This window comes from Methylobacterium oryzihabitans (assembly GCF_004004555.2).
Classification (GTDB): domain Bacteria; phylum Pseudomonadota; class Alphaproteobacteria; order Rhizobiales; family Beijerinckiaceae; genus Methylobacterium; species Methylobacterium oryzihabitans.
On record NZ_SACP01000005.1, the window covers coordinates 134,809 to 150,150 of the forward strand.

Sequence of the window (15,342 nt, forward strand, 5' to 3'; positions counted from 1 at the left end):
GCGACACCATGCCGACGCCGACCGAACTCACGCCCGACCTGCTCCGACGCATGCCCCTGCCCCGGCTGGATGCCGGCAGCAAGGACGAGCGCGGCCGCGCCATGGTGATCGGCGGCAGCGTCGAGGTGCCGGGCGGAGTGCTGCTCGCCGCCAACGCGGTGCTGCGGGCCGGCGCCGGCAAGGTCCAGGTCGCCACCGTGGCGTCCTGCGCCCAGGGGCTCGCCCTGGCGATCCCCGAGGCGCTGGTGATCGGCTTTCCCGAGACGCCGGAGGGCGGGCTTGAGGCGGAGCCGGCGATCGAGCGGCTGGTGCCGCGGATCGGCCGTTGCGACGCGGTGCTGGTCGGGCCCGGGATGGCGCAGGGCGACGCGACGGTGGCGCTGACCGAAGCCCTGCTCGCCGGCGACGAGGCGAGCTTCGTCCTCGACGCCGCCGCCCTCGACGGGCTGCCGGACCACCCCGAAACCGTCCGTTCCTGCGGCGGCCGGGTGGTGATGACGCCCCATGCCGGCGAGATGGCGAAGCTGCTCGGGCGCGAGCGCGAGGCGATCGAGGACGATCCCCTCGCAGCGGCCTGCGAAGCGGCGGACCGGTTCGGCGCGGTGGTGGTGATGAAGGGCGCCCGCACCTGCATCGTCGCCCCGGACGGCCGGGCCTGGAGCTATGCCGGCGGCGGGGTCGGGCTCGCCACCTCCGGGTCGGGCGACGTGCTCGCTGGCCTCGTCACCGGCCTGATCGCCCGCGGCGCGCCGGTGGCCGAGGCCGCCCTGTGGGGGGTCCATCTCCACGGCGAGGCCGGGCGGCGGCTGGCCCGCTCCCACGGCCCGGTCGGGTTCCTGGCCCGCGAACTCGGCGCCGAGGTGCCGCGGCTGCTGCACGAGACCGGACGCGAGGCGTGAGCGGCCCGGCAGACGAGGCGGCGTTCATGCGCCGGGCGATCGCCCTGTCCGAGGAGGCGGTGGCGAAGGGGCAGGCGCCGTTCGGCGCGGTGGTGGTCGATGCGGCGGGCCGGGTCGTCGGCGAGGGCCACAACACCGTGCGGGCCCACCACGACCCGACCGCCCACGGCGAGATGGTGGCTCTGCGCGACGCCTGGGGGCGGCTCGGCGAGCGCGGGCCGCTGGAGGATTGCACGCTCTACACCAGTTGCGAGCCGTGCCTGATGTGCACGGTGGTGATCGCGCAGATGCGCCTGCGCCGGGTCGTCTTCGCCGCCCGCGGCACCGACGTGCCCGGGGCGCAGCGCCTGTTCGACGCCGACCTCGCCAAGGCCGCGGCCTGGATCGACGGGCGCCCGGGCTGGCGGGCGGTGGAGGTCGAGGGCGACGTGTTGCGCGACGAGGCCCTGGCGGTGATGCGGCTCTTCGACTGGCTGTAGAACCGCCACACCCGGCGAATCCCGGTGGGTGGATTCAACCTTGCCGGGCATCGCCGGTTGACCGCGCGCAGGCCGCGGATACTGTCACAGCGACGGTTCCCCTCGGGGATCAAAAGGGAACGCGGTGAGGGCTCACGCCCGAGGCCGCGGCTGCCCCCGCAACTGTGAGCGGCGAGCCCTCCACCACCACGTCACTGGGGTCCGAGCCCTGGGAAGACGGTGGCGGGCGACGACCCGCGAGCCAGGAGACCTGCCGTCAGCCGTGGTCACACGCGAGCACGTCGGGCGGGGTGTCCTGATGGTAGCCGAACCGGACGCCCGCGGGCGGCCCGGCGCGTCTTCTGGTTCGCGGTGACGTGCCACTGCCGTCCCGGGTCCCACCACCGTGCCTGTCCTCCCCCGTCACCGCTCGCCGGAGCGGCGCCTCGCGCGCCTGCTCCTCGTCTCCGCCGGCCTGTCCGCAGCGCCCGCCTCGGCCCAGCCTGCCTCGGCCCAGGAGGCCGGGACCATCGCCCTCGACGCGATCTCGGTCGCGGGACGCGGCTCCGCCCCCTACACGGCGGCCCCGGCCGGCCTGAACCTGACCACGCCGAGCCGCAGCGGCAGCCGGCTCGGCCTCAGCCCGATCGAGACGCCGGCCAGCCTCGAGATCATCCCGGGCCAGAAGATCCGCGAGCGCGGCCAGGAGACGGTCGCCGAGGCGGTGACCCAGAACGCCACCGGCATCACCTCGATCGCCGCGCCGGGCAACGGCTTCACCTCCTACACCTCGCGCGGCTTCCCCGGGCTGAACTCGGTGATGCAGCTCTACGACGGCACCCGCCTGTTCGTCGGCAACGGCACCATCACCTTCCCGTTCGACACCTGGAACGTCGACCGGATCGAGGTGCTGCGCGGCCCGGCCTCGGTCCTGTACGGTGAGGGCGCGATCGGCGGCGTCGTCAACGTGGTGCCGAAGACGCCAACCTTCGTGGCGATCAACGAGGCCCGGGCGGCGGTCGGGTCGGACGCGGTGACGCGGCTCGCCCTCGACAGCGGCGGGCCGCTCGGCGAGAGCGTCGCCTACCGGCTCAACGTCAGCGCCAACCGCGCCGCCGGCTGGCTGCGCGAGAACGGCGAGTTCCAGAACATCGCGGTCTCGGGCGCCCTGCTGTGGCAGGCCGCGCCCGACCTCGCGGTCAGCCTGTCGCACGATTTCGGCTACCAGGAGCCGATGCGCTACTTCGGCACGCCGCTCATCGCCGGCGGCATCGATCCGCGCACGCGGCTTCGCAACTACAACGTCGACGACGGCCTGATTCGGTTCCGGGACAACTGGACCCAGCTCAAGACCGAGTGGAATCCGAGCGCCGACATCACGGTGCGCAACACCGCCTACTACCTCACTTCGAACCGGCACTGGCGCAACGTCGAGACCTACGCCACCCTGCCGGGCCTGCGTCGGGTCGAGCGCCGCGACTACATCGAGATCACCCACGATCAGGCGCAGATCGGCAACCGCTTCGACGTCGCGCTGCGCGGCAGCCTGTTCGGGCTGCGCAACGAGGGGCTGGTCGGGTTCGAGGTCAACCACATCGACTTCCAGCGCAACAACAACGCGCCCTATGGCGGCGTCAGCCGGGTCGATCCGTTCGCCTTCGATCCGGGGGCGTTCCTGCGCGTGAACCTCACCGGGCCCGACTACCGCTCCTCGACCGATCAGGCCGCGCTCTTCGCCGAGGACCGGCTTTTTCTGACCGACCGGCTCTCGCTCGTCGCCGGCCTGCGCTACGAGGCGCCGACGATCCGGCGCAGCGACCTGCGCAACCCCGCCAACGACTTCAGCCGGAGCTTCCAGGCCCTCACCTACCGGGTCGGGGCGGTGTTCAACCCGACCCCCGATTCGGCGCTGTACGTCCAGTACGCCACGGCGGTCGATCCGGTCACCGGCCTCATCAGCCTGCCGGTCTCGCAGCGCGATTTCCGGCTCTCGACCGGCCGGCAGGTCGAGATCGGCGTCAAGCAGGCGTTCTGGGGCGGGCGCGGCGAGTTCACCCTCGCCGGCTACCGCATCACCAAGGACAACCTCATCACGGTCGACATCAACACTCCCGGCATCGCGGTGCAGGTCGGGAGCCAGTCGGCGCAGGGCGTCGAGGCGTTCGTGTCGCTCGGCCTCTCGGACGAATGGCGGGTCGAGGGCAACCTCGCGCTGCTGCACGCGCAATACGACCGCTTCGCCCAGTCGGTCGGCGGCGTCGCGGTGTCCTATGCCGGCAACCAGCCGCAGAACGTGCCGGAACTCGTCGGCAACCTGTGGCTGACCTGGGCCTTCGCCCCGCGCTGGGAGGCCCGGGCCGGCGTGCAGGTGGTCGGCGAGACCTACGGCGACTTCGCCAACACCGCCCGGCGCGACGCCTATGCGGTGGTCAACGCCACGCTCGACTACCGCGTCACCGAGGCGTCGCGCCTGAGCCTGCGGGCCTACAACCTCACCGACGAGACCTACGCGATCACCGGGTCGAGCACCGCGTGGCTGCTCGGACGGCCGCGCTCGTTCGAGGTCGCCTACAGCGTGGCGTTCTGATGCGGCCCGCCAAGCGGCTCAAGCGGTGGCTGATTCTCGGCCACCGCTGGCTCGGCATCGTCACCTGCCTGCTGTTCGTCGTCTGGTTCGGGTCCGGGCTGGTGATGATGTCGGTCGGCTTCCCGGCCCTGACCGAGGAGGAGCGCCGGGCCGGCCTGCCGGTCCTCGCCCTCGACCGGGTGGCGGTGACGCCCGACGCCGCCCTCGCGGCCGCCGGGCAGACGGACTTCCCCCGCGCGCTCCGGCTGGAGATGCAGGACGGCGGGCCGGTCTACCGGGTCACCGCCTGGGACGGCACCCGGCACGCGGTCTCGGCGGTGACCGGATCGCCCCTCGCCGCGGTGCCGGAGGCGTCGGCCGTCGCGGCCGCGGCGCACGACCCGCGGGCGGTGCGGCCACGGCCGCTCGACCCGGTGGAGCGCGACCAGTGGTCGGTGACCGCGCGCTACGATCCCCTGCGGCCGTTTCACCGCGTCGCGCTGGGCGACCCGGACGACACCGTGCTGTACGTCTCGGCCCGGACCGGCGAGGTCGCGCTCGATACCAGCGCGCGGGAGCGGCTGTGGAACTGGTTCGGGGCGATCCCGCACTGGATCTACCTCACGCCCCTGCGGGCACAGGCGGCGTTGTGGCGCGACGTGGTGCTGTGGGTGTCCGGCATCGCGACCGCCGGGGCGGTGACGGGGCTGGTCGTCGGCCTGCTGCGCCTGCGCCCGCGCCGCGGCTTTCGTCTCACGCCCCATCGCGGCTGGGCGGCGTGGCACCATCTCGGCGGCCTCGTCGGCGGGGTGACGCTCGTCACCTTCGTGGCGAGCGGCTGGCTGTCGGTGAACCCGAACCGGTGGTTCGGGCCGCGGGCGCCGTCGCGGGCGATGCTGGAGAGCTACGCCGGCAACACCGCCCCGACCGCCCTCGACCTCGACGCGGTGCGGGCGGGTGCCTGCCGCGATCCGGTCGAGGTCCGGTTCGCCCGGATCGGCGGCGCGGCGCGGGCGCTGATCGCCTGCCGCGGGGCGGGTCTCACGGTCGCGCCGGCGGAGCCGCCCGAGGCGATGCGGGCGCGCATCGCCCGGGCGGCGCGGCTTCTGCTGCCGGAGGCGCCGCCGCCCGTCACGACCCTGCTCAGCGAGGAGGATGCGTACTGGTACGCCCACCACCGCCCGCCCCGCCTGCCGGTGCTGCGGGTCGCCTTCGACGACCCGGCGGCGACGTGGTTCCACCTCGACCCGGTCACCGGCGAGGTGCTCGACCGGCTCGACCGCAGCGGCCGTGTCTACCGCTGGCTGTTCCACGCCCCGCACAGCTTCGATCTCGGCATCCTGCTGCGCCATCGAGCGGCCCGGGACCTGCTGCTGTGGGGGATCATCGCCGCCGGGATGGTGGTGTCGGTCTCCGGCACCGTGGTCGGCTGGCGCCGCCTGCGCCGGAACCGGATTTGAGCGAGACCGTTGCCCGCTCGCTCTGTGGTTGCAATGGTGTGTTCCCGCCTTGTCCGGCCCGCTTCCGCTCGATCCGTCGTTGAACGATCCCGCCTTCGCCCTCGTGCTCGGGGGCGGCAATGCGCTCGGCGCCTACCATGCCGGTGCCTTCGAGGCGCTGAGCGAGCGGGGCCTCCTGCCGGGCTGGATCGTCGGCGCCTCGGTCGGCGCGGTCACCGGCGCGATCATCGCCGGCAACGCCCCTGAGGACCGGGTCGCGCGGCTGCGCCGGTTCTGGGACGAGACGCGCCAGCATACCGGGCCCGATCCGGCGATTCCGGGCCGGCCGCGGCAGGTCTATAACGGGCTGCACGCGCTCGCGGCCCTGGCCTGGGGCCGGCCGAACCTGTTTCGCCATCGCTGGCCCGGCCTGTGGTCGGCGCTGCCGTTCGTGCCGAACGACGTCGCGCTGTTCGACCACGGGCCGATGCTCGACACCCTGGCCCGGCTGGTCGATTTCGAGCGGCTCAACGGCGGCGAGATCCGCTTCACCGTCGCGTGCGTCGACCTCGCCACCGGCGAGGAGGTGCTGTTCGACAGCGCCCGCGAGCGGATCCGGCCCGAGCACATCCTCGCCAGCACCGCGATCATGCCGGCCTTTCCGCCGGTCGCGATCGACGGGCGGGTGCTGTGCGATGCCGGCTACACCAACAACCTGCCCCTCGATCCGGTCTTCGCCGGCGAGCCCGAGCGGGACCTGGTCTGCCTCGCCCTGGAGCTGTTCAGCCTGCGGGCGCCGCCGCCGGCCTCCCTCGACGCGGTGCTGGAGCGGGCGAACGACCTCATCTTCGCCAGCGCCGGCCGGCGGACCCTCGCGGCCCTCGACCGCGAATACGCCCTGCGGCAGCAATTGCGGCCCGACGGCCCCGCGATCACGCTGGTCCATTCGGTCTATCAGGCCGGCGCCGACGAGCTGGCGGCCAAGAGCTTCGACTACTCGCCGGCCTCGATCCGCGACCGCTGGGAGGCCGGCCGCCGCGACGTCGCGGCGATCTCCGCGCGCGTCGGGCGGCCGGGCCCGCGCGAGCGGCGCCTGCGCGTCGTCAGCCTGCACGGTTCGGGCGAGCCGGGTTAACATCCGGCATTGCGACGGCCCCTCCGATGCGCCGAAGCCTCCCGGGCACGGAGGGCGACGGCATGGCGGACGCGAGCGGACGATCATTCCCCGTCCCGGCCGGGATCCTGCTCGGCCTCGGGCTCGGCGGGTTCTTCGACGGGATCGTGCTGCATCAGGTGCTGCAATGGCACCACATGCTGAGCACCTGGTACCCGATCACCTCGGTCGAGAACCTCGAACGCAACACCCTGTGGGACGGGATCTTCCACAGCGCGACCTACGTGTTCGTGGTGCTCGGCCTGTTCGTGCTGTGGCGCCGCGGCCGGATCCGCCCGCTGCGCTGGTCGGGCCGGGGGCTCGCCGGGTCGCTGCTGGTCGGCTGGGGCCTGTTCAACCTCGTCGAGGGGCTGGTCGACCACGCGGTGCTCGGCGTCCACCACGTCAACGAGTTGCGGCCGCGGGCGGAGTGGTGGCTGTGGGATCTCGGCTTCCTGGCCTGGGGCGCCGCGATGCTGGCCCTCGGCCTGGGGTGGGTGCGGGCCGCACGGACATGACGGCGGCGCGCCTGCGCCGGGGCCTGCCCTGGCTCGTCCTCTTGGCGGGCCTTGTCCTCGCGACGATGCCGGCATGGCGGCCACTGCTGTTCGGGGTGGCGCTCGGGCTCGACGACTGGCTGCTGCTGCGCTGCCTGCCGGGCTGAGGAGGCCGTTGAGGCGGGGCGGCCTGCGCATGCGTCGATGCGACGAAGCCGGCCTCGACCGGGCCGGTCCGAGCCGGAGGCCGGTCCCTTTGCCGGGGCTCGCTTCGGCGAATGCTCCAACCTCTGCTAGACTGGGCCCTTCGGCCTCGATGCGCCTGCGGGCTCGCAGGTCCGGCCTCCCGCCACCGACGAGGGCGCGTCACCACCATGTCCCGATCGCTGATGGCCTCGCGGCGGTTCGCGCCGCTGTTCTGGTGCCAGTTCTTCTCCGCCTTCAACGACAACTTCCTCAAGAACGCCCTGGTGTTCCTGATCCTGTTCGGAGTCCACGGCACGGGCGGCGGGGTCGAGGGCGGCGGGGGCGCCCTGGTGACGCTCGCCGGGGCGGCCTTCATCGCGCCGTTCTTCCTGCTCTCGGGGCTCGGCGGCGAACTCGCCGACCGCTACGACAAGGCGCGGGTCGCCCGCCGGCTCAAGGCGGCGGAGATCGCCGCCGCCGGCGTCGCGGTGCTCGGCTTCTTCCTCGCCTCGGTGCCGGTGCTGTTCGTGGCCCTGGTGATGTTCGGGTCGATCGCCGCCCTGTTCGGGCCGATCAAGTACGGCATCCTGCCCGACCACCTCGCCAAGGCGGAACTGCCCGCCGGCAACGCGCTGGTCGAGGCCGCGACCTTCCTCGCCATCCTCACCGGCACCATCGCGGGCGGGCTCGCGGTGACCCATGGCGGCGCGCCGATCTTCGGCGCCCTGGTGATGGGCTTCGCCGTCCTGTGCTGGGCCGCGAGCCTGATGATCCCGGCCACCGGCGAGGCGGCCCCGACGCTGGCCGTCGACCGCAACGTCCTGCGCTCGACGGCGAGCCTCGTGCGCGACCTCTACGCGGACACCCGGCTGTGGCGCACCGGGCTCATCACCTGCTGGTTCTGGCTCGTCGGCGCGGTGGTGCTCGCCCTGCTGCCGGTGGTCGCCAAGGCGACCTTCGGCGGCGACGAGACCGTGGTGACGGCGATGCTGGCGCTGTTCTCGATCGGCGTCGCGCTGGGCTCGGGCCTCGCCTCGTGGCTCGCCGCCGGGCGCATCGTGCTGCTGCCGACCCCGCTCGCTGCCTTCGCCATGGCGGCGTTCTCCCTCGACATCGCGGTGCTGGCCTGGAGCGCGCCGCCGCCTGCGGCGGTGCCGGTCGGCGCCCTCGACTTCTTCGCCTCGTGGCGCGGGGTGCGGCTCGGCCTCGACTTTGTCGGGCTGGCGGCCGCCGCCGGCCTGTTCATCGTGCCGTCCTTCGCCGCGCTCCAGGCCTGGACCCCGAAGGAGCGCCGCGCCCGGGTCATCGCCGCCTCGAACGTGCTCTCGGCCGCGCTCATCGTCCTCGGCGCCGCCGGCATCGCGGCGTTGCAGGGTGCCGGTTTCTCCGGGGGCGCGCTGTTCCTCATCGTGGCGCTCGCCAACCTCGCGGCCGGCGCGGCCGTGCTCGCGGTGCTGCCGACGAGTCCGTTCCGCGACTTCCTGTCGATCCTGTTTCGCGCCTTTTACCGCATGGAGGTGCGCGGGATCGAGAACCTGGAGAAGGCCGGCCCGGGCGCGATCGTCGCCCTCAACCACGTCAGCTTCCTCGACGGCGGCCTCGCCCTGTCGCTGATGGAGGAGGAGCCGGTCTTCGCCATCGACCACGGCATCGCCAAGCGCTGGTGGGTGCGCCCGTTCGTGTGGCTGACCAAGGCGCTGCCGCTCGACCCGACCAAGCCGCTGGCGACCCGCAAGCTCATCAACGCGGTCAGGGCCGGCGAGACCCTCATCATCTTCCCCGAGGGCCGGCTCACCGTGACCGGGAGCCTGATGAAGGTCTACGACGGCGCCGGGCTGATCGCCGACAAGTCCGGCGCGGTCGTGGTGCCGGTAAAGATCGAGGGGCCGGAGCGGACCCTGTTCTCGCGCCTCTCGCGCGCCCAGGTGCGCCGGCGCTGGTGGCCGGAGATCACCGTCACGGTGCTGGAACCGGTGCGCCTCGCGGTCGATCCGGCGCTCAAGGGCAAGCAGCGCCGGCAGGCGGCGGGCGCCGCGCTCTACGGCGTGATGTCCGACCTGATCTTTCGCACCGCGCCCACCGACCGCACGGTGTTCGAGGCGGTGGTGCAGGCCGCCGAGCGCGAGGGCGCCGGCCGCAAGGCGGTCGAGGATCCGGTCGCGGGCTCGCTGACCTACCGCAAGCTCCTCCTCGGCACCCGGGTGCTCGCGGGCAAGCTCGCGCCCCTCGCCCCCGTTGGCGGAGCGGTCGGGGTGATGCTGCCCAACGCCAACGGCGCGGCGGTGGCGGTGCTCGCCCTGATGTCGGCCGGGCGGGTGCCGGCGATGATCAACTTCACCGCCGGCGCGACGACCATCCTCAGCGCCTGCAAAGCGGCCGAGGTCGACACGATCGTGACGTCCCGCGCCTTCGTCGAGAAGGGCCGCCTCGATGCCCTGGTCGCCGCTCTGGGCGAACGCCTGCGCGTCGTCTACCTTGAGGACGTCCGCGCCACGGTCGGGCTCGCCGACAAGCTCGGCGGGCTGATGAACTGGCGCCACGCCCTCCATCCCCGCCGCCCGGACGACCCGGCGGCGATCCTGTTCACCTCCGGCAGCGAGGGCACGCCGAAGGGCGTGGTGCTGTCCCACCGCAACATGCTGGCCAACGCCGCCCAGGCCCAGGCGCGGATCGATTTCGGCCGCACCGACAAGGTGTTCAACGTCCTGCCGGTGTTCCACTCCTTCGGGCTGACGGTCGGGCTGGTGCTGCCGCTGGTCTCGGGCGTGCCGGTCTACCTCTACCCGTCGCCGCTGCACTACCGGGTGGTGCCGGAACTGGTCTACGGCTCCAACGCCACGATCCTGTTCGGCACCGACACCTTCCTCGCCGGCTACGCCCGCGCCGCCCACCCCTACGACTTCCGCTCCCTGCGCTACATCTTGGCCGGGGCCGAGCCGGTGAAGGCCCAGACCCGCAAGGTCTACGCGGAGAAATTCGGCCTGCGGATCCTCGAAGGCTACGGCGTCACCGAGACCGCGCCGGTGCTCGCCCTCAACACCCCGATGTTCAACCGCTTCGGCACCGTCGGTCGGATCATGCCCGGCATGGAGGCACGGCTCGAACCCGTGCCCGGGGTCGAGGAGGGCGGGCGCCTGTTCGTGCGCGGTCCCAACGTGATGCTGGGCTACCTGCGGGCCGAGAAGCCCGGCGTGCTGGAGCCGCCGCCCGGAGGCTGGCACGACACCGGCGACATCGTCTCCATCGACGAGGCCGGCTTCGTCACCATTCGGGGCCGGGCCAAGCGCTTCGCCAAGGTCGGCGGCGAGATGATCTCGCTCGCCGCCGTCGAGGCGATGGCCGCCGACCTCTGGCCGGAGGCCGCCTCCGCCGTCGCCACCCGCCCCGACCCGCGCAAGGGCGAGCGGCTGATCCTCGTCACCGAGCGCCGCGACGCCACCCGCGCGGCGTTCCAGGCCCATGCCCGCGCCGTCGGCGCGAGCGAGCTGGCGGTGCCGGCCGAGATCCTGGTGGTCGATCGGCTGCCGCAGCTCGGCTCGGGCAAGACCGACTTCTCCGCCGTCACCGCCCTGGTGCGCGAGCGGGCGCCGGCCGAGGCGGCCGAGTGAGCCGCGGGTCCGAAGGAGCCTCGACGATGCCGCTGCTGTCGCGCACCCGCTCGGCCCTCCTCGTCGTCGACCTCCAGGCCCGCCTCGTCCCGGCGATCGCGGACGGCGCCGCCGTGGTGGCGCAGGCGGGGCGGCTAATGCGGGCGGCCGAGCGGCTCGGCGTGCCGGTGCTGCTGACCGAGCAGAACCCGAAGGGCCTCGGCGCCACCGTGCCGCAGCTGGAGGCCGGGTCGCATCCGGTGCTGGAGAAGCGCGCCTTCTCGGCGACCCGGGCCGAGGGGTTCCTCGCCTGCCTGCCGGACCGGCCCGACGTGGTGGTGGCCGGCTGCGAGGCGCATGTCTGCGTGCTCCAGACCGTCGCCGGGCTGATCGAGGCCGGGCGCCGGGTCTTCGTGGTCGAGGACGCGGTCGGCTCGCGGGCGCCCGCCAGCCGCGCCGCCGCCCTGCGCCGGATGACGGCGCACGGCGCCGAGATCGTCACCGTCGAGATGGTGGTGTTCGAGTGGCTGGAGAGCGCCGCGGATCCGCTGTTCAAGGATGTGGTCGCGCTGGTGAAGTAGGGTCTAAGCAGACTTGCGTTGGCAAGCCGACGCTTCGTCCGCTTGGATTTTTGTTGTGTCGCAGATTTTTGCCGCAAAACGGGCAATCACTTTTGCGAAATCTGCTTAGCGTCCGCATTCCGACGGGATGCGGCTCAGGATCCGCTGGCGCAGGTCCGTCAGCGGGCACAGTCCGTTCTCGCAGCCGGGGAGCGGCACCGGGACGGCGTGCACCTTGGCGGGGTCGAGGGCGCGCATGCCGTCGAGTTCGGCGTACCACAGGGTGAGGCCGACCCGCCGCTCGCCGGTCGCCTCGTCGCGCCAGCCTTCGAGGGCGAAGGCGGTGGCGGGGGCGGCGCGGTCCGGCTGGCCCGGCAGCGTCCAGTCGACCCCGAACACCCCCGCCATGTTGACGAGGTTGGTGTCGTGCCCGGCCAGCGCCAGCAGCCGCGTGCCGGGCCCGACCGCCGGGTCGGCCGCCCGGGTCTCGCCCGCGAGGGCCGCGAGCATCAGCCGGGCCATGGCGGCACCCCGCCGCAGGCTCACGGCGGGCAGGCGTCCCGTGATCGCCTCGCCCCGGTTGCGGGCGGGGAGCAATGGGCCGATCTGCGCCGGAGTGGTCGCGAGGCCCCAGCCGATCTCGGCGGGCGGCAGGCCCTGGGCGTATTCCAGCAGCATGATCTCGGAGGCCGGCGCGGCGACGCTCAGAGGTCCCTTCAGTTCGACGCCGTCGTGCTTCACCGCGACCGAGGACGGGCCGGGCGTCTCGCCGGGGCGCAGGATCGCCCAGACCGCCCGCACCGCCGTGTCGGTCGCCGGGTCGGTCAGGCCGCCGCCGAACGTCTCCGCGATGGCGGCGCGGGTCGCCTCGGGGTCGAGGCGGCAGGTCTCGGAGAACGAATCGAACACCGGGTCCCGCGTGCCGTCCGGCTTGGCCCCGACCGGGACGCCGCAGCCGGGGGCGAGCCGGTCGGCCATCTCGCGGCCGCTCTCCCGGGTCCGCCGGACGCGGCCGTCGGCCCACACCGCGAGCGCCTCGCCGGGGCAGCCCTGCGCGGGCAGCAGCCCCCGGGCGACGTAGCCGGCCCGGATGGCGTCGGCGACGAGGCCCACCACCCGGGCGCCCTTCGGCGTCAGCTCGCCGGCGCCGACCGGCCAGCCCGGCCAGCCGCGCTCGCTGAAGCGGGCGAGCGCCTCCGGCGATTGGGTCGGTGCGCGCACGCCGTGACGCTGGATCAGCACCACACGGTCGAGCACCAGCGCGGCCCCGGGGGACGCGGTCAGGATCGCTCCGGCGAGAGCGGCGCCGCCGAGAAGGCGGCGGGAGCACAGAACATCGAGCAGATGCCGGATCATCGCGGGAAACCTCGGGTCGCGGGCGGGCGCCCCGCCGCTGGCCGGCCGCGAGGTGCGTCGGGCCCAGTCCTAGCGGCCCGGCCGCCCGGATCCGGTTTCCGCACCGGCGGCGTCCCGCGGATTCCCGGCTGCAATCCGCAGCAACCCGGAAACATCGTGAAGACCGGACTGCGCGGCGGGCCGGCACCCCGGGGCCCGGCTGCCGCCCTGCACCGGACGGCGGCCTGCGGCGCCCAGATCGGTTTCGTCCAGGGAGTGGTGTTCGCATGGCTTGGAAAGGCCGCGCCATCGCCGTCCAAGAATGTGATCGCCCCTGTGAAGTCGCTGCGGCCGTCGCTTTCCCGTTCGAGACTGGTGCCGGTGCAGCCTGCATTGGCGCGCATTCGACGGGATTGCCCAATCGGACGGCACGTTGATTCCTGGACTTCAATCCTTCGTAGGTTTGGATTACGTCCCGTGTCGTGCTAGCCACGAAGACCGTGGTCCCGCGACCACTCGCGGGACGCGGCGGGCCGATCTCTGGTGCAGGGCGTCATTGTGCCGATGCAGGACACGGATGCCGAGCAGCTCTCGCACCTGATCGGTGCCTTCTACGACGCGGCACTCGATCCTGGCCAGTGGACCGAGACCCTCGAACGGGCCGCGCGCTTCCTCGACGGTGCCGGCGTCAACATCTTCTGGCAGGATTCGACCACCCAAGCCGCGGTGGTGTTTCATAGCTGGGGAGACGACCCGGCCTACACCGAATCCTACCTGCGGGACTACATCGCGATCAATCCGTTCTTCCCGGCGATGTCGTTCGTCCAGCCGGGCGTGGTGTTCAGCGGCGGCGACCTGATCCCGCACCAGGAGTTCGCCAAGACCCGCTTCTTCCAGGAATGGGTGGCGCCGCAGGGCTATGTCGACGTCATCGGGGTCAACCTGCATCGCTTCGCGATGACCGTGTCGTCGTTCACGGTCCGCCGCAGCCGCGAGCAGGGCTACGTCGACGACGAGATGCGCCGGCGGCTGACCCTGCTGGTGCCGCATATCCGCCGGGCGGCGGCGATCGGCCGGGAGATCGACGGGCGCCGCACCCAGGCGGCCAACCTGGAAGCCGTGCTCGACCGCGTCGCCGCCGGCGCCCTGCTCGTCGATGCCGACGGCCGGATCGATTACGCCAACGAGCCGGGTCGCGCCCTGCTCGACCGCGGCGACCCGCTCGTCGCCCGCGACGGCATCCTGCACGCCGCCGGCCGTGAGGAGGAGAAGCAGCTGCGCGCCGCGCTCGCCGCCACCGCGTCGCCGCACGCGGTCTCGACGGAGGCGCCGGAGGCGTCGCTGGTCCTCCCAGGCCGCGACGGCGAGCGCTACCTCGCCCACATCCTGCCGCTCGCCGCCGGCGACCGCCTGCGCTCCAGCCAGGGCGGGCCGGCGAGCGCGGCGGTGTTCGTGCGCCGGGCCGAGATCCCGATCGTCTCGGGCATCGAACTGGTGGCGAAGCTGCACGGGCTGACCCCGGGCGAAATCAAGGTGCTGCAGGCGGTGATGGCCAATGCCGGGGTCAGCGAGATGGCGGCCGCCCTCGGCCTGTCGGCCACCACGGTCAAGACCCATCTCGGCTCGCTGTTCGCCAAGACTGGTGCCCGCCGGCAATCCGATCTCGTCAAGCAGGTCGCCGCCCACGGCAGCCCATTCCTGTTCACCTGACGCTCAGTCCCAGATCTCGGCGTTCAGGATCTCGTGGGCCAGCGTCCGGCCCGGCTCGCGGCGCAGGCCCGGGCCGTCGAGGACGAACTCGACGTCGGCGAGGCGCGGCAGGTCGCTGCCGGCGAGGTCCTGCAACCCGTCCGGGATTAGGCTGCGCGGCTGCACCATCACGCCGACCCCGGCAAGAGCCGCCGCCCGCAACCCGCTCAGGCCGGCGCAGGTGCAGGTGATGCGCCACGGCCGGCTCTCCGCGGTCAGCGCCGCCAGCGCGATCGCCCGGGTGATGCTCGGCGGCGGGAAGGTGACGAGGGAGACCGGCTCGCCCCGCTCCGGCGCCGCCTGCGGCAGTCCGACCCAGGCGAGGCGGTCGCGCCGCACCAGCACGCCCTTCGTCTCGCCGACATGGCGCTTGCCGAGCACGAGGTCGAGCTCGCCCCGGGCCAGCGCGTCGTTGAGCAGGCCGGTCAGCGCGACGCTGAGTTCGAGGTCGACCGACGGATAGGCGGCGCGAAAGTCGCGCAGCACCTCCGACAGCCGGCTCTGCACGAAGTCCTCGGACGCGCCGAAGCGCAGCCGGCCCCGGACCGCGCCGCCGGCGAGGGTGCGCTCCAGCCGTTCATGGGCGTCGAGCACGCTGCGGGCGAAGGCCAGCACCGCCTCGCCCTCCGGCGTCAGCCCGAGGGAATGGGTGGTGCGCAGGAGCAGGCGGCGGCCGAGCTGGGCCTCGAGCCGTTGGACGTGCTGGCTCACCGTCGATTGCCGCAGGCCGAGCTGCTCGGCCGCGCGGCTGAAGCTGCGGCTGCGCACCACCGTCGCGAGGCTGCGCAGCAGCACCGGGTCGATCAGCCGGGTCATCGGCTCCCGCAGCCTCCCGCATGAAACCTCGCCGGTTTATCACGAGTCGTGATGCCAGTCATCGCGGCCGTCGGCGTACCGCCGGCCCGACCGGCGG

Annotated in this window: 11 protein-coding genes and 1 riboswitch; of the genes, 9 read left to right on the forward strand and 2 right to left on the reverse strand. The window is 73.2% G+C overall.

Features of this window, described 5'->3' with window-relative positions:
- Positions 1–8: 8 nt before the first annotated feature.
- The 8 genes from EOE48_RS07455 to EOE48_RS07490 all read left to right on the forward strand — a co-directional run bounded on the left by EOE48_RS07455 (position 9) and on the right by EOE48_RS07490 (position 11,366).
- Positions 9–899 carry an NAD(P)H-hydrate dehydratase gene (locus EOE48_RS07455; protein WP_127728161.1) on the forward strand — a complete coding sequence of 297 codons (891 nt, stop codon included), beginning with the start codon at positions 9–11 and terminating at the stop codon, positions 897–899.
- Positions 896–1,378, forward strand: coding sequence for a nucleoside deaminase (locus tag EOE48_RS07460; RefSeq protein ID WP_127728162.1), 483 nt, complete (start codon positions 896–898; stop codon positions 1,376–1,378). The genes EOE48_RS07455 and EOE48_RS07460 overlap by 4 nt, the downstream gene beginning before the upstream one ends.
- Before the next feature lie 77 nt (positions 1,379–1,455).
- Positions 1,456–1,650: riboswitch (cobalamin riboswitch) on the forward strand.
- Positions 1,651–1,763: 113 nt separating this feature from the next.
- Positions 1,764–3,944, forward strand: a complete 2,181-nt coding sequence (locus EOE48_RS07465) for a TonB-dependent receptor (protein WP_127728163.1) — start codon at positions 1,764–1,766, stop codon at positions 3,942–3,944.
- Positions 3,944–5,383 (forward strand): PepSY domain-containing protein, encoded by a 1,440-nt coding sequence (locus EOE48_RS07470; protein ID WP_127728164.1) that lies wholly within the window; start codon positions 3,944–3,946, stop codon positions 5,381–5,383. Before EOE48_RS07465 ends, EOE48_RS07470 begins: the two co-directional genes overlap by 1 nt.
- Before the next feature lie 79 nt (positions 5,384–5,462).
- Positions 5,463–6,497 (forward strand): patatin-like phospholipase family protein, encoded by a 1,035-nt coding sequence (locus EOE48_RS07475; protein ID WP_246154023.1) that lies wholly within the window; start codon positions 5,463–5,465, stop codon positions 6,495–6,497.
- A 62-nt stretch (positions 6,498–6,559) separates the two neighbouring features.
- The gene (locus EOE48_RS07480) at positions 6,560–7,033 is read left to right on the forward strand and encodes a DUF2243 domain-containing protein (protein ID WP_127728166.1); all 474 of its coding nucleotides are present in this window, start codon (positions 6,560–6,562) and stop codon (positions 7,031–7,033) included.
- A gap of 353 nt (positions 7,034–7,386) precedes the next feature.
- Positions 7,387–10,806, forward strand: a complete 3,420-nt coding sequence (locus EOE48_RS07485) for an acyl-[ACP]--phospholipid O-acyltransferase (RefSeq protein WP_127728167.1) — start codon at positions 7,387–7,389, stop codon at positions 10,804–10,806.
- A gap of 26 nt (positions 10,807–10,832) precedes the next feature.
- Positions 10,833–11,366 (forward strand): isochorismatase family protein, encoded by a 534-nt coding sequence (locus EOE48_RS07490; protein ID WP_127728168.1) that lies wholly within the window; start codon positions 10,833–10,835, stop codon positions 11,364–11,366.
- A 105-nt stretch (positions 11,367–11,471) separates the two neighbouring features.
- Here the strand turns inward: EOE48_RS07490 and EOE48_RS07495 are convergent, their stop codons facing one another.
- Positions 11,472–12,701 (reverse strand): histidine-type phosphatase, encoded by a 1,230-nt coding sequence (locus tag EOE48_RS07495; protein ID WP_127728169.1) that lies wholly within the window; start codon positions 12,699–12,701, stop codon positions 11,472–11,474.
- A gap of 522 nt (positions 12,702–13,223) precedes the next feature.
- Here EOE48_RS07495 and EOE48_RS07500 point away from each other — a divergent pair.
- Positions 13,224–14,390: a helix-turn-helix transcriptional regulator gene (locus EOE48_RS07500; RefSeq protein ID WP_127728170.1), complete on the forward strand. Its 1,167-nt coding sequence runs from the start codon at positions 13,224–13,226 to the stop codon at positions 14,388–14,390.
- Positions 14,391–14,393: 3 nt separating this feature from the next.
- Here the strand turns inward: EOE48_RS07500 and EOE48_RS07505 are convergent, their stop codons facing one another.
- A complete protein-coding gene (locus EOE48_RS07505) occupies positions 14,394–15,245 on the reverse strand; it encodes a LysR family transcriptional regulator (RefSeq protein ID WP_127728171.1) in 852 nt (283 codons plus the stop codon).
- Between the last annotated feature and the right edge of the window lie 97 nt (positions 15,246–15,342).

Excerpts from the sequence above, each read along its gene's own strand:
- EOE48_RS07485 (WP_127728167.1), top strand. The coding sequence starts at position 7,387 with ATGTCCCGATCGCTGATGGCCTCGCGGCGGTTCGCGCCGCTGTTCTGG.
- EOE48_RS07490 (WP_127728168.1), top strand. The coding sequence starts at position 10,833 with ATGCCGCTGCTGTCGCGCACCCGCTCGGCCCTCCTCGTCGTCGACCTC.
- EOE48_RS07455 (WP_127728161.1), top strand. The coding sequence starts at position 9 with ATGCCGACGCCGACCGAACTCACGCCCGACCTGCTCCGACGCATGCCC.
- EOE48_RS07505 (WP_127728171.1), bottom strand. The coding sequence starts at position 15,245 with ATGACCCGGCTGATCGACCCGGTGCTGCTGCGCAGCCTCGCGACGGTG.
- EOE48_RS07480 (WP_127728166.1), top strand. The coding sequence starts at position 6,560 with ATGGCGGACGCGAGCGGACGATCATTCCCCGTCCCGGCCGGGATCCTG.
- EOE48_RS07470 (WP_127728164.1), top strand. The coding sequence starts at position 3,944 with ATGCGGCCCGCCAAGCGGCTCAAGCGGTGGCTGATTCTCGGCCACCGC.
- EOE48_RS07495 (WP_127728169.1), bottom strand. The coding sequence starts at position 12,701 with ATGATCCGGCATCTGCTCGATGTTCTGTGCTCCCGCCGCCTTCTCGGC.